Annotated in this window: 15 protein-coding genes, 1 tRNA gene and 1 pseudogene; 10 read left to right on the top strand and 7 right to left on the bottom strand. The window is 42.8% G+C overall.

What is annotated here, in order from left to right; translation table 11 throughout:
- Positions 1-109: 109 nt before the first annotated feature.
- A complete protein-coding gene (locus HWQ38_RS25025; RefSeq protein ID WP_292798965.1) occupies positions 110-424 on the bottom strand; it encodes a type II toxin-antitoxin system HicB family antitoxin in 315 nt (104 codons plus the stop codon).
- Positions 425-646: 222 nt separating this feature from the next.
- Positions 647-1,582, bottom strand: a complete 936-nt coding sequence (locus HWQ38_RS25020; protein ID WP_292798963.1) for a serine hydrolase — start codon at positions 1,580-1,582, stop codon at positions 647-649.
- A 9-nt stretch (positions 1,583-1,591) separates the two neighbouring features.
- On the opposite strand from HWQ38_RS25020, the gene HWQ38_RS25015 reads away from it, so the two are divergent.
- A complete protein-coding gene (locus HWQ38_RS25015; RefSeq protein ID WP_292798961.1) occupies positions 1,592-2,368 on the top strand; it encodes a C40 family peptidase in 777 nt (258 codons plus the stop codon).
- Between the two features lie 14 nt (positions 2,369-2,382).
- Entirely contained in the window at positions 2,383-3,396 is a 1,014-nt protein-coding gene (locus HWQ38_RS25010) for a glycosyltransferase family 2 protein (RefSeq protein ID WP_292798959.1), read from the top strand.
- A 281-nt stretch (positions 3,397-3,677) separates the two neighbouring features.
- Here HWQ38_RS25010 and HWQ38_RS25005 read toward each other — a convergent pair.
- Positions 3,678-3,751, bottom strand: a tRNA-Arg gene (locus HWQ38_RS25005).
- Between the two features lie 34 nt (positions 3,752-3,785).
- Between HWQ38_RS25005 and moaC the strand changes: the two genes are divergently transcribed.
- The 3 genes from moaC (at position 3,786) to HWQ38_RS24990 (ending at position 6,114) form a co-directional block, all read left to right on the top strand.
- Entirely contained in the window at positions 3,786-4,280 is a 495-nt protein-coding gene (gene moaC / locus HWQ38_RS25000) for a cyclic pyranopterin monophosphate synthase MoaC (protein ID WP_292798957.1), read from the top strand.
- Between the two features lie 168 nt (positions 4,281-4,448).
- A complete protein-coding gene (locus tag HWQ38_RS24995; RefSeq protein ID WP_292798955.1) occupies positions 4,449-4,751 on the top strand; it encodes an acylphosphatase in 303 nt (100 codons plus the stop codon).
- A gap of 280 nt (positions 4,752-5,031) precedes the next feature.
- Entirely contained in the window at positions 5,032-6,114 is a 1,083-nt protein-coding gene (locus HWQ38_RS24990; RefSeq protein WP_292798953.1) for an endo-1,4-beta-xylanase, read from the top strand.
- Positions 6,115-6,369: 255 nt separating this feature from the next.
- Here HWQ38_RS24990 and HWQ38_RS24985 read toward each other — a convergent pair whose 3' ends face one another.
- The gene (locus tag HWQ38_RS24985; protein ID WP_292798951.1) at positions 6,370-6,591 is read right to left on the bottom strand and encodes a hypothetical protein; all 222 of its coding nucleotides are present in this window, start codon (positions 6,589-6,591) and stop codon (positions 6,370-6,372) included.
- Between HWQ38_RS24985 and HWQ38_RS24980 the strand changes: the two are divergent.
- From HWQ38_RS24980 to HWQ38_RS24960, 5 genes and pseudogenes are all read left to right on the top strand, one after another.
- Positions 6,591-6,998, top strand: a pseudogene (locus HWQ38_RS24980) (reverse transcriptase domain-containing protein); the annotation flags it as partial. The gene HWQ38_RS24985 and the pseudogene HWQ38_RS24980 overlap by 1 nt on opposite strands.
- Positions 6,999-7,213: 215 nt before the next feature.
- On the top strand, positions 7,214-7,420 hold the full coding sequence (locus tag HWQ38_RS24975; RefSeq protein WP_292798949.1) for a hypothetical protein: 207 nt from the start codon (positions 7,214-7,216) through the stop codon (positions 7,418-7,420).
- 500 nt (positions 7,421-7,920) lie between these two features.
- Positions 7,921-9,132, top strand: coding sequence for an EAL domain-containing response regulator (locus HWQ38_RS24970; RefSeq protein WP_292798947.1), 1,212 nt, complete (start codon positions 7,921-7,923; stop codon positions 9,130-9,132).
- A 179-nt stretch (positions 9,133-9,311) separates the two neighbouring features.
- Positions 9,312-10,655: a sorbosone dehydrogenase family protein gene (locus HWQ38_RS24965; protein ID WP_292798967.1), complete on the top strand. Its 1,344-nt coding sequence runs from the start codon at positions 9,312-9,314 to the stop codon at positions 10,653-10,655.
- A gap of 143 nt (positions 10,656-10,798) precedes the next feature.
- A complete protein-coding gene (locus tag HWQ38_RS24960; protein ID WP_292798945.1) occupies positions 10,799-11,206 on the top strand; it encodes a phosphomannose isomerase type II C-terminal cupin domain in 408 nt (135 codons plus the stop codon).
- 135 nt (positions 11,207-11,341) lie between these two features.
- On the opposite strand, the gene HWQ38_RS24955 is transcribed toward HWQ38_RS24960, so the two are convergent.
- The 3 genes from HWQ38_RS24955 to HWQ38_RS24945 form a co-directional block, all read right to left on the bottom strand.
- Positions 11,342-12,100 carry a HEAT repeat domain-containing protein gene (locus HWQ38_RS24955; protein WP_292798943.1) on the bottom strand — a complete coding sequence of 253 codons (759 nt, stop codon included), beginning with the start codon at positions 12,098-12,100 and terminating at the stop codon, positions 11,342-11,344.
- 176 nt (positions 12,101-12,276) lie between these two features.
- A complete protein-coding gene (locus tag HWQ38_RS24950; protein ID WP_292798941.1) occupies positions 12,277-12,813 on the bottom strand; it encodes an N-acetyltransferase in 537 nt (178 codons plus the stop codon).
- Between the two features lie 216 nt (positions 12,814-13,029).
- On the bottom strand, positions 13,030-13,233 hold the full coding sequence (locus HWQ38_RS24945) for a hypothetical protein (RefSeq protein WP_292798939.1): 204 nt from the start codon (positions 13,231-13,233) through the stop codon (positions 13,030-13,032).
- Between the last annotated feature and the right edge of the window lie 8 nt (positions 13,234-13,241).

The following is a 13,241-nucleotide window of genomic DNA, read 5'->3' as shown; positions in this document are numbered from 1 at the left end:
GTTTTTGAAGGTCATTTACTTCTATTATGTCCTAATCTATGCTTCGGTTGCTATAAATAGACCACGCGGTAGGGGCACAGCATTGCTGTGCCCCTAGGAAAGATGTGGTTCAAATACATGAAAACTGCTGTAAGCTAATTTTTTGCTCTGCTGCTTCTATAACTAGTCTACGATGATGTTCTGGAGGTATACGAACTACAAATTTACCACTGTAATTTTTTTCTGAAATCGGTTCTGGAATAGTTTCATCATTCGCTCCCATATCAGCTACTACATCTTTTACCAAGTCTGTAATACCTTCGAGTGCTGTATTCCGATTTTTATTGAGAAAAGATAGACTAGGAAATTCAACGCACAATCCTACAAATTCTTCATCTTCCTTTGACCAAGTAACTTTATAGGTGTAGTGGTCGTAGTTAATCATCTTTCGTTTCCTCAAATTCTTCAATCGCTTCTAATTTTTCAATTGCCTCTAAAATGCAAAACTTCATCCTATCTCTAGCTTCCCTCTCCAATATATCGGAGAGGGATTGAGGGTGAGGTAAGCCAGCGACATAAATTGTATGTTATTTAATTCCTATTCCTTAACGAACCGCAAAGGACGCAAAGGAAGAAATAGGTATTGTGGCGATGCGATCGCAGTAGATCATAGACTAGCGATCGCTTCGGCAACTAGTTTAGAAACAAAGGGTAAAATAGCCTGACTCTTAGCATGCACTTTACCTTCAGTAAATACCACTAAAAGGTAAGGCCGCTGATTTGGTATCTCAATATACGCAGCATCATGGCGAACTTGACTTGTCCAACCTGCCTTTGACCAAATTTGAGCATTTTCAGTCAGTCCACCACCTAAAAAACCTGTAATCTGATTTTCCTCGCCGTCAGAGGACAAATCGTTGAGAGGACGTTTGAGTAAAGCCATCATTGCTTGCGATCGCACACTTGAAACCGCCACTCCACCTACAATACTATGCAGTAACTTGGCGATCGCATTTGTTGTCACCATATTACGATTTTCCAGTAACTCTCCCACAAACGCCCGCTCCCGTCCGTATGGACCATCACCCCAAGTTTTTTGACAGACGTTAATCGTCTCCATTTCTTCCCAACCCAAAGTTTGGTAATAACGGTTAACAATATTACGCTGATATTTCCAGGTTTCAAAGGGACCGATTGGTAATTCTGGCCCAGAAGTGGTGCCACTGAGAATATCCACAACCAAGTTAGTAGCATCATTACTAGAATCTACAATCATATCCCGCAAGGCTCGCTCCAACTCCTTGGAAGTCTGCTGGAGCATACCTTTTTCTAACCATTCGTTTACCGCCACCAGATAAAATAGCTTAACTACACTGGCGGGATAAATCCGCTCAACACCGCGATAAGTAAAACCACGGACTGGATGATCCCAAAAAGCGTTGGGAGTCAGCGCACCACCAGTATTTACTAGCACTGGGGGATCGTAAACAACCCAAGTCAGGGCAATTTGATTACGGGCTAAAGTCGGAAATGCTGCCCAAGTTGCATCTAAAATACCATTACCAAGATTTTCGAGTTGTTCGTCTTTATTAAAAAAAACCATTCTCTAATAATGTCCTTTAATCTAAAATCCCAAATCGTTCGATTGAGCCAAGCCGAAGTCCCAAATCGTTCGACTGAGCGACTTGTACCGAGCGAAGTCGAGGTAAGCCGAAATCCCCAATCAGGGGAGTATCAATGTTTAGCTGACCTGAATTTATATGATTCTCCAGAATGTACACGTTTAGCAACTCAAGCCGCCTCTGGGCGACATTTATGGGTAACATCAAATCATCAAAATTCAGTGGTTGAGGTGTATTTATGTGAAGATGATTATTCTGGATGGCTATCCCTTTCCGATTTTGATTCATTACAATCTGCTACTGTACCTTATCAGGCTGCAACATTTTCTAAATCTGAGATTAAAAAACTCCTACCAGAGGTCATCGCCTTTACCCAAAAAGCGATGCAACAATCAAATTATTACCTTTGGGGTGGTACGGTTGGGCCAAATTATGACTGTTCGGGGTTGATGCAGGCGGCGTTTGCTTCGGTGGGTATTTGGCTACCTAGAGATGCCTATCAACAGGAAGGATTCACCCAACCAATTACTATTGCAGAATTAGCAGCCGGGGATCTGGTATTTTTTGGAACTAGCCAAAAAGCAACCCATGTCGGACTTTATTTGGCTGATGGTTATTATATCCATAGTTCTGGGAAAGAGCAGGGACGGGATGGTATGGGGATTGATATTCTCTCGGAACAGGGAGATGCGGTTAGTCAGTCGTACTATCAGCAGCTGCGAGGTGCTGGTAGAGTTTTTAAGAGTTACGAACCACAGAGACGCTGAGGACGCACAGATATATGAGGAGTAGGTTGGTTTATGAAGGGTTGACTGGGGAAAATGGGGCGATTTCAGCAATAGTCCCAGATGTTTCGGTGGTGGTGCCGATACATAACGAGGTGGAAAGTTTGCCGCTTTTACTAGAAGCGATCGCATCTATTTTATCCTCTAGTCAGATAAATTATGAAATCATTTGTGTGGATGATGGTTCTACAGATGGTTCCGGGGAATTTCTCAAGCAAGAAGCGCAAATCCGCACTGATTTAAAGGCGGTAATTTTGCGGCGCAACTACGGACAAACTGCGGCTATGGCTGCGGGGTTTTATTATGCAGTCGGTAAAGCGATCGTTACTTTAGATGCTGATCTCCAGAATGACCCAGCTGATATCCCCATGTTATTAGCAAAGTTGGATGAGGGTTACGATTTAGTAAGTGGTTGGCGGCAAAAACGCCAAGATGGTGCTGTAAATCGGTTACTTCCTTCCAAAATTGCCAATTGGCTAATTCGCCGCACTACTAGCGTGAATATTCATGACTATGGCTGTTCGTTGAAAGCCTATCGTGCCGAACTGTTGGCAGATATGAACCTCTACGGGGAACTACACCGATTTTTACCTGCTTTGGCATATATTGAAGGAGCTAGAATTACCGAAATCCCAGTGCGTCATCACGCCCGTCGCTTTGGTAGCAGTAAATATGGGATTTGGCGGACATTCCGGGTGTTGATGGATTTGTTAACCATTCTGTTTATGAAAAAATTCCTCACCCGCCCGATGCACGTTTTTGGGCTGTTGGGCTTGATTTCAATGGTTTCAGGGACAGCGATCGGAATTTACTTGACTTTCGTCAAATTAGCTTTAGGTGAGATGATTGGCAATCGCCCTTTGCTGATTTTAGCAGTTCTCCTGCTAGTAACTGGAGTGCAGTTGTTTTGCTTCGGTCTTTTGGCAGAATTGCTCATGCGTACATACCATGAATCCCAAGGACGGCCTATCTATCGCGTGCGAGAGGTGGTAGCAAAAAATGTTGACTAAGGTAACAATGGGCATTGGGCATTGAGAATTAATGAAAAAGAGAGGGAAAACCCTAACAGTTGCTTCCTTTACCCCTATGCGGTAAAGGAACTTCCAAATAAAAAATACTCAACTACTTCTTGTGGGGTGGGCAGGAAAACCCGCCCTAAGTATGGGACGGGTGGGGACACCCATCCCACTAGAAAATTGGGGATGTTTTTATTATTGGGAAGTCCCCTAAAAGCTAGGAGTGAAGAATCAAAGTTCCTCACTCCTAACTTTCAACTTTTAACCTTCAAAAACGGGCGAGGAGGGATTTGAACCCCCGACACCGTGGTCCGTAGCCACGTGCTCTAGTCCACTGAGCTACACGCCCTCACCGATAATCAATATTAACACATTCTAACCAAATGACGCAAGATAATTTTCCATCTAATTTTGCCAACTTAACCCATTTAGATCACCAAGGACAGGCACAGATGGTGGATGTGTCTGGCAAAGTAGCGACCATCCGCCAAGCAGTAGCCGAGGCCAGTGTGCAAATGCTGCCAGCCACCTTCGCTGCCATTCAAGCCGGAAATGTGCCAAAAGGAGATGTGTTAGCAACTGCAAGATTGGCTGGGATTATGGCAGCCAAGCAAACAGCGACTTTAATTCCTCTGTGTCATCCGTTGCCTTTGCAAAAAATCGCAGTTGAGATTATACCCGATCCGCAACTACCTGGTTATCAAATTCAAGCCACAGTCAAAACCAAAGCTGAAACTGGTGTAGAGATGGAAGCCTTAACTGCCGTTTCTGTGGCTGCACTGACTTTATACGATATGGCAAAAGCCTTAGAAAAGTCGATTCAAATTGAATCAATTCGTTTAATCAGTAAGAGTGGCGGGAAATCAGGAGATTATTAAGAGCCAAAGCAATAAAAATTCAAAATTCAATTATGAATGGTTATCAGGGTTTAAGTTCCAGGAATTGTGTAAAATCACCCCCGTGGACTGATGCGATTAAGTCTCCATAGGGTTTTTAAATCTGCTAAACTTTCAGTTACCCTGAAATGGTAAAGATTAGACCAGTTTATGCAGAATTCCACAGCACTGCCAAAGATCATCCGCGCCCATGTATTCATTTCTGGCCGAGTCCAAGGAGTGGGATATCGCTACGCCACTGTGGATACAGCTAGACAGTTGGGATTAAGCGGTTGGGTGCGGAATCTCGCTGATAGTCGAGTAGAAGCAGTGTTTGAAGGGGCGCGAGAGGTTGTAAATGAAATGGTTCGCTGGTGTCACTCCGGCCCACCTGCTGCTGTGGTTAAAGATGTTGCGGTTGAGTATGAAGTACCGGAAGAGTTGTGGGGATTTGAAGTTAAGCGGGTTGAGTAAATAGTGAGGAGTTTGGAGAGACGCGATTAATCGCGTCTGTACAGGAGTTTGGAGTTTGGATATCTTCGATCGTGTCTTTTGGTTGTTAGCTCATCAAGCCAAAACGTTGATGTCATACAAAGAAAACTAAACCTCAAAAACTATCAAAACTTATTCTCTATTATTCTCTAATCGTAATATAATAATTTGTGTCTTTTTTATTAAGTAAGTATAATTAATGCCTTATCGGAGAAAATTCTTAAAAAGAGCAGGCTACACAACCCTTTCTGCTTTATTGACTATGGGGTTTTTACAAAAGGATAAGCAAAAAGAAGACCATAGCATGAATGCTGCTATGGCTGATACAGATACAAATGCAAATTCTCCTCTTCGGCAATTAGCTGCCGCCAAAGGAAAGCTTTATGGTACAGCAATTTCTGGTGACGCTTTGCAAAAAGAGAAGGATTACGCTGACTTGATTGCTCGTGAATGTTCGATCGCAACACCGAATGGTGAATTAAAATGGAGCGCCACTGAACCACAGCCAGGAAAATTTACCTTTGAATCAGCAGATGCGATCGCTGATTTCTGCCAAAAGAATAATATGGAATTGCATGGGCATACCCTTTTCTGGCATACAGCAAAACCAGACTGGGTTCCCTATCCCCCCACAATGCAGATGATCGAACGCCATGTTACCGGAGTCATGGGGCATTATCGCAATAGCCCCGTTTTAAAATCTTGGGATATTGCTAATGAAATTATCGCTGATAATGAAAATGAAACTGACAACGCTACCTACGGTTTGCGTAAAGGCGTAAAACCAGAATTGATTCGAGACTTGTTTTTAATTGCCGCTTCAGTTGATAACAGCAAGAAATTTTACCTAAACGATTTCGGCATCGAAGGTGCTACATGGAAATCAGACCATTTCTTAAAAATGATCGAATATCTGAAGAATAGTGGGGTTAAAATTGACGGGGCAGGTATCCAGTCACATCTATGGTTTTCTACTACCTATGGTTTTGACGAGAAAGGATTTAATTCCGTCTTAAAACGGCTTAATGATCTTGAAGTTAAACCAATAATCACAGAATTAGATATTATCATTGATACCCCACTACCCGATAGTATCGAAAAGCTAGACCAGATGGTAGCCGATAGTTACAAGCGATATCTTGACTTGTGCTTTGCGGCTAAAGTCGATACTGTAATTACATGGGGGATTAGCGATCGCCATACCTGGATACGTCATCCCGACTGGATGCCAGGAAAAACCTTTAGAGACAATCCAAATCTCTGGAAATTTCTGCGTCCGCTTCCCTTCGATGAGAACCTGCAAGCTAAACCTGCCCGCAATGCGATCGCCCAGGCTTTTCAGTAAACAACTCTTTCATTACCACTAAAATATACTCCAACTAGGCGTAAATAGCGCTTTTAAGGGAGATCCAAAAAATAAAATGCCCAGCCGGATCAGGGATATTGTGGCTACACAACTATCTCTTTCTGGCTTTCGCCGAAAGGCGAAAGCCAAGACCCGCAACTGATTAAAGACCACCAAATCGTAGATTTGGTGGTCTTCAACCCGTCTATTGAGACGCTCTCTACCAGACGCTGCGCGTAGCTTGCTTGTAAGTAGCTAGGCACAATTAAATATAAGACGCTCAAGGGCATATTCACCCTTTACGCTTCTGGCTTCCATGCCATCAATAATTGCCATAGCCAAATCGTAGTTATTGTCAAACATTTGTCCAGCAATTTCATGAGTTTTTAGTTGATGCCACTCTGACTCGATCCGATAACAGCCCCAGATCCATGCATCAGACAATCCGGTATGCTGCCTCTTGAGATGACCAAGCACGACTCATCGCTCCTAAAAGCATAAGACAAGGGATATTCCGATGTCTCAAAGCCGGAGTCAACCCAGGATTTCCCGAACAAGGAACACCTCAAGGTGGGGTGGTAAGCCCACTTCTAGCTAACATCGCCTTAAACGGCATCGAATGTATCCATAAATACAAAGATGCTAGGGGAAGAATAAGAGAACCATCAATCCGTTATGCGGACGACATGGTAATAATACTCCAACCACAAGACGATGCCACAGAAATACTTGACAAAATCAGCCGGTTTTTAGCAGAGCGGGGAATGAAAGTCAGCGAGAAAAAGACAAAGCTAACTGCTGCAACAGATGGATTCGACTTCCTCGGATGGAACTTTAAAGTCCAAAAAAACGGAAAGTTCAGATGTACCTCTTCAGTGGATAACGGAAAGCAGTGGTAGCAGGGGTAGCAGGGGGAATAACCAATCCCTCATTCTCAATTTCCAACTAGCTGGATATAAGCTAGTTTGTAATTCTTAACACACTTTTTCTCGTATTCATAAGCAGAATATTACTAATTATTTTGCGTCAAAATATTGGAAAATACTTAAGTAAAGAGTTTTAGATAACTATTTTTTTATAATAGCTATCGTAAAAATCTATGCAAGCCTTACCTCAGATTCTAAGGCTACAAAGCTTAGAGTCAATGATTGAGCGATCGCAGCAGATGATTGTGCCGGAAACACCACTATTTAGATGCGATGTCTACGATGGGCTACGCCTACGCACTGATGCCAGCACGGGGCAGAGTGTCTTAGGTTCTTCATCTTCGCAGGTAGTGTGTAATTCACCAAGCATGATATGGTGATGCTTGTAGCTTCAGGAACTAGCTTGAAAACAGCCAAGATTTTTGAAGATATGCATATCTTGACAATGATATGGAACGTGTCATAATTTCAAAAGATAGCCTCAGTGCTATTACTGGTGCAGCAGCAGTTGGATCTACTGCCAGTTGTAGATAAATAATATCAAGTTGTTGGTCTTGTCAACCCTGAAAGTATTTGTCAAGCACTAGCACAAAAAATAAAGAAAACTACAGCGAATCCTAGTATTTGTTCCTTTGATGTAAAAGATCAGTTTCTCGTTGAGAGACAATTAGATAGGTATGAATATGTACTAGTATATGCTACAGTACTGAGATACACCATAAACCAGCTTGCCTCATTAGAGTTTTTGTGGATACTACATTTTAAAAAATTGTATAGATATCTACCAAGGTGAAATATTTTGTCACCACTACATTGGGATTTGATACAGAGTTTGTTGTCATTTTTTAATTAAAAAATAAAATATAAATTGAGGTAAAATATGCCCAAAATTTTAATAATAGAAGATGAAGAAGCAGTTCGTGAAAACCTTTTAGATATGCTAGAAGCAGAGGATTTTGAAACTCTTGCTGCGGCGGATGGCAGAATCGGGTTACATTTGGCTATCTCAGAAGTTCCCGATTTAATTCTCTGTGATCTGATGATGCCAGAAATTGACGGTCATGGCGTGCTAAGAGCGTTACGCCAAGAGCCATCAACGGCAACAATTCCCTTCATTTTTTTAACTGCAAAATCTGCCAAATCTGACTTCCGTCAAGCTATGGATATGGGGGCCGATGACTATATAACTAAGCCATTCACTCGCGCTGAGTTATTAAGTGCCATCATGAACAGGTTGGAAAAGCACGCTACTTTAAAAAGGTATTTATCTCCTCAGACTGTAATTAACAACTTGTCTCGCCAAATGCCTCTGTTAGAAATTAGCTTACATCGGGCTATCAAACAACATAATTTTCAAGAATTTGAAATTTATTATCAACCAATAGTTGATATTAATTCGGGGAAAATAGTAGCTGTTGAAAGTTTATTGCGCTGGGAAAGTCCAGAATTGGGGATGATTTACCCAACAGAATTTATTCCATTAGCAGAGTCTACAGGTTTAATTGTTGCAATTGGGAAATGGGTATTAAAAAGGGTCTGTCAACAAATTAAAAGCTGGCGTGATGCCGGAATTTATTCCTTTGTTGTTGCTGTCAATCTGTCAGTAATGGAATTTAATCAACCAGATTTGATTCAGAAAATAGTCAATTTAATAGCTATCAATGATTTGGAACCACATTACTTAGAAATAGAACTAACTGAAAGTATGATTATGCAAGATGTAAATGGTGCGATCGCTACTATGAACAAATTGCAATCCTTGGGTGTAAAAATTGCGCTCGATGATTTTGGGACACGCTACAATTCTTTAATTAATCTGATAACCTTGCCAATTAACACATTAAAAATTGACCGTTCTTTTATCGATAATGTTGCTAACGATCCGCAGAAATCAGCCATTACTCAAGCATTAATCCAAATGGCTCACAATCTCAATCTAGATGTAGTTGCTGAAGGTGTAGAAACGGAAGCAGAACTGGCTTTTTTGCGTCAACATAACTGTAATTATATGCAAGGTTTTCTATTTAGTCGTCCCTTACCAGCAGCAGAATTTGAAAATTTGTTGTTAACTAACAAATGCTTATATGTGTAAATATTTGACGGCATGGGGCACTTGTACTGAGCGAAGTCGAAGTATTGAGTATTGCGAAGAGAATTTAGTCCCCAGTACCTAATCAGGTTAACTAATTAAGAAAAATCAAACTTTAGACTGGCGACAATTGTTGAGTTTTAAGTCTAGAGTTAGGAAAAATGTGTATAGTGTCTACCGCCATGAAAGTCCCTGCGCGTTTCTTGCTGCCAGTTTTGTTACTGACGTTGACAGCAGCCTGTAACCAGACTCGCGCCTCTTCAGATAATCCCACACTACAAACATCTGTACCTTCTGCCCAACAGACACAGAATCCTACACAGCCAAAAAATCTCGTCCGTACTGAAGCACTTTCACCCACGGCTATTCGGATAAATCTAAAGAATTTACCAGCAGCCTTCGCAACAAAAAGTGCCTCTAAGCAACCAGAGGTTGTGCCTATTCCGCAAAATCCGGTGCTGCGCGTACCATCAGGCTTTACAGTTAACGTCTTTGCCGAAGGTTTAGATGCCCCACGCTGGCTAGCTTTAACCCCCAGTGGTGATGTCTTAGTTACTGAAACTAGGGAAAATCGGATTCGTCTGTTGCGTGACAGCAACGGCGACGGCATAGCCGATGTTCGAGAAACCTTTGCTAGTGGAGACAACGGACTCAATAGACCCTTCGGGATGGCTTTTGCAGGTAATTCTTTTTTTCTGGGGAACACAAATGCTGTGGTGCGTTTTCCCTATACTCAAGGTCAAAATAAGATTACAGGTAAGGGGAAAAAAATCGCCGACTTGCCTGCTCAAGGTTATAACAACCATTGGACGCGCAATGTCGTTGTCTCGCCCGATGGCAATAAATTATATGTTTCAGTTGGTTCAGGAAGCAATGTGGATGAAGAACCCCTACCACGGGCTTCGATACAGGTGATGAATTTAGATGGTTCCCAGCAGCAGACTTTTGCTTCTGGCTTGCGTAACCCTGTTGGTTTAGACTTTCATCCTGTAACTAAGGAACTTTACGCCACTGTTAATGAACGGGATGGAATCGGTGATGACTTGGTTCCAGACTATCTGACACGGGTTAAACAGGGGGCATTTTACGGCTGGCCTTATGCTTATCTGACACCAAACAACCTTGATCCGCGCCAAAAGAGGGATGACAAAAGTAAACGCCCCGACTTAGTAGCCCGTACCCAAACGCCAGATGTGTTGTTTCAGGCGCACTCAGCAGCATTGGGTTTGCAGTTTTATGATGGTAAAACCTTTCCAAAAAAATACCGTAACGGTGCTTTTGCGGCTTTTCGTGGTTCTTGGAATCGCGATCGCGGCACTGGTTATAAAATTGTATTTGTTCCCTTCGATGCTAAAGGGCGATCGCAAGGCTACTATGAAGATTTTCTCACAGGATTTTTGCTAAATCCTTCTGTACCAACCACCTGGGGACGACCTGTTGGTTTACTTGTGTTACCAGATGGTAGTCTACTACTAACAGAAGAAGCCAATAATCGGATTTATCGGATTCAGTATACTGGGAGTTAAACAATTCAAAATTCCAAAATTCAGAGGTAAAATCAATTACCTGGGGTCAAGTTAGAGCAGTTGTGATTAGAATCCCCGTAGGTAAAGGTATGGGGAGAACGTTAATTAAAAATAGTGATAATCATCTGGTTGAGAAATAAGTTATGGCTCAGAATGACAATAATACCCAGTCAAATATCAACGAATTATCCCCACATTCAGGTACACGATATTGGGGTGAGGTGGAGGTGATCGAGGTGGGAGAAACCTATAGAATTAGTCGTGTTGAAATCAAGCCCCGGCACGGCATTAAACCACAAATCCATTATCATCGTAATGAACATTGGGTTGTAGTCTCCGGTGTGGCGAAGGTGACTTGTGGCGATAGGGAAATATTACTGAATCGGAACGAATCAACTTATGTTCCCGCAGCAACCCTACATAAAGTAGAAAATCCTGGACAGATTCCGCTAGTTATTCTGGAAATTCAAAATGGTGAATATTTAGGTGAGGATGATACTGAGCGTCCTTATGACTTAAATTTGCTCAAACCTGTAGCTGAAGGACAGTAAGGGCGGGGGATGAGGGGGATGAGCGAGACAAGGGAGACAAGGGAGACAAGGGGATGAAGAAAGAAAGTGTTTTCCCAATGCCCCATGCCCAATGCCCCATGCCCAATGCCCAATGCCCAATGCCCAATGCCCAATCTAAAACCACCCTTCTTGTTCCAGGGTTTCAATCAACTGTAAGCCACGGGGATCACCAACTCCTAACAGTGAGGCTTTAGCATCTTCCCGTACTCCCAAATCTTGATCTTCGGCAAAGGCTTGAATTAAGGCATCGATCGCTGTGGCATAAACTACATTAGAAGGTAGTTCGCGGCATAGTTGACCAATTGCCCAAGCACAGTTACTCCTCACTGCTGCCACGGGATCTTGAACTAAGGCTTCAATTAATGGTGGTATTGCCCCTATAACTGCTTCGTAACCCACTTCTGCCATCTGTGCTAAGGCGCTAGCAGCCCACAAACGCACTGCGGAAATGTCGGTTCTTAAGGCATCTGCTAAGGGTGGTAAAGAACGGCGATCGCGACAGTTTCCTAAAGCCCAAACAACACCTTTACGCACATAGCCATTCCAATCACTGTTTAGTTGAGCAATTAACGGACTCACAGCTTCTGAACTGGGATTGCGTCCGATGCCATAGGCTGCACTCACCCGCACTAAGGGGCAGGTATCAGTTAACAGGCGAATCAGATGGGGGGTAGCACGCGCATCTTCTAGATCACAAAAAGCACGCGCCGCTAACATTCGTTGCTGCGGGTGGGGATTTTCTAGCAACGCTAGCATCACTTCTGGATCAGGCTTCGCCACAACTGAATCGGCAGTTAGCGGTTCTATTTTATCTAAGGGGCTTTCTAGCTCCTCCTCAACATCGAGTAGGCTTAGATCGTCTTCGTCATACATAATTTCATTTCAATCCCGAAAAGGGATTAACATATACCCCCGCGCCAATAAGTTAAAGCCTTATAAATATTAGTTGCAATATTATACACTTTATTTTCACCCTCATGGAGTTTTATCTGAAGGAGAACTGCCATTACTTCAGACGCTAAAGTATGTTATCGCTATGCTTTAGTTTATTATTCTGCACTCAGGAATTTTACCATCCACAGGGATTGGGTTTGATAACCTAACTCATTGTAAAGATTTAATGCGGGTTTGTTAGATTGAAACACTTGTAATCCAATCTGGCGATCGCCTCTTTGAATAGCCCAATTTTCCACATATCGCATCAACGCTCTACCAATACCCCGTCGCCGATGTTCTGGTAGAACGTAGAGGATAAAGATGTGAGCATGACGGTTTCCCTGCACTTGATCTATGGCATTGCCCACCCAAAGGCAGGCGATTGGGCATGGGGCATGGGGCATGGGGCATTGGTTATTTTCCGCCTGCTCCTCTACTCCCTTGATCCCCTGATCTCCCTCACCCGAAAACTCTACCCACCATAAGGGCGTATCACTAGAAAAGTATTGCTTAACTGTTTGCTCTAGGTGGGAAAAATCTTCATTGGGAAAGAGATCCTGGTAAGTTCGCTGCATGAATTTAACCAGCAGCGATCGATCCAAAGCGGAGCCACGGCGAATAATATACCCAGGTAGTAGTTGCTCAGACACTTCTGATGTTTATTGACGTTAGCTAGCTAAGTGATTTACTACTGGTGGGAAATCAGTAGGAGTCGGCCCAGAACCATTGGTGTCAACTTAAGCGAAAAATCGCTTGTTGACTTCCAGTCCCGCCCAGAAATAAATTTCAGGGCTAATAGCTAAAGTCTACTGAAGTAGACTAAAGATTTTTCAGATTATTTAGTCATCTTTAGATGACTTTCGCTATTAGCAAGGAACTGAAGTTCCTTGCGGGACATGGCTTTTACGTGAAGTTGACACGTATGGCCCAGAACTTACCCCTACCTCTTCAATTGGCGCGGGTGCTGCCATATCGGAGGGTAAAAAGATGCGGGCGCTGACTGCCACTAGGGCAAAGAGAAATACTAATACTGCAAGCAAGGGGGCGATGTACTGACGAAAAATAGCCATATTTTAGA

Origin of the sequence: Nostoc sp. NMS7, assembly GCF_017115085.1 — a bacterium.
Classification (GTDB): domain Bacteria; phylum Cyanobacteriota; class Cyanobacteriia; order Cyanobacteriales; family Nostocaceae; genus Nostoc.
Note: the sequence above shows the minus strand (reverse complement) of the source record. Positions and strands in the feature narration are given on the sequence as shown.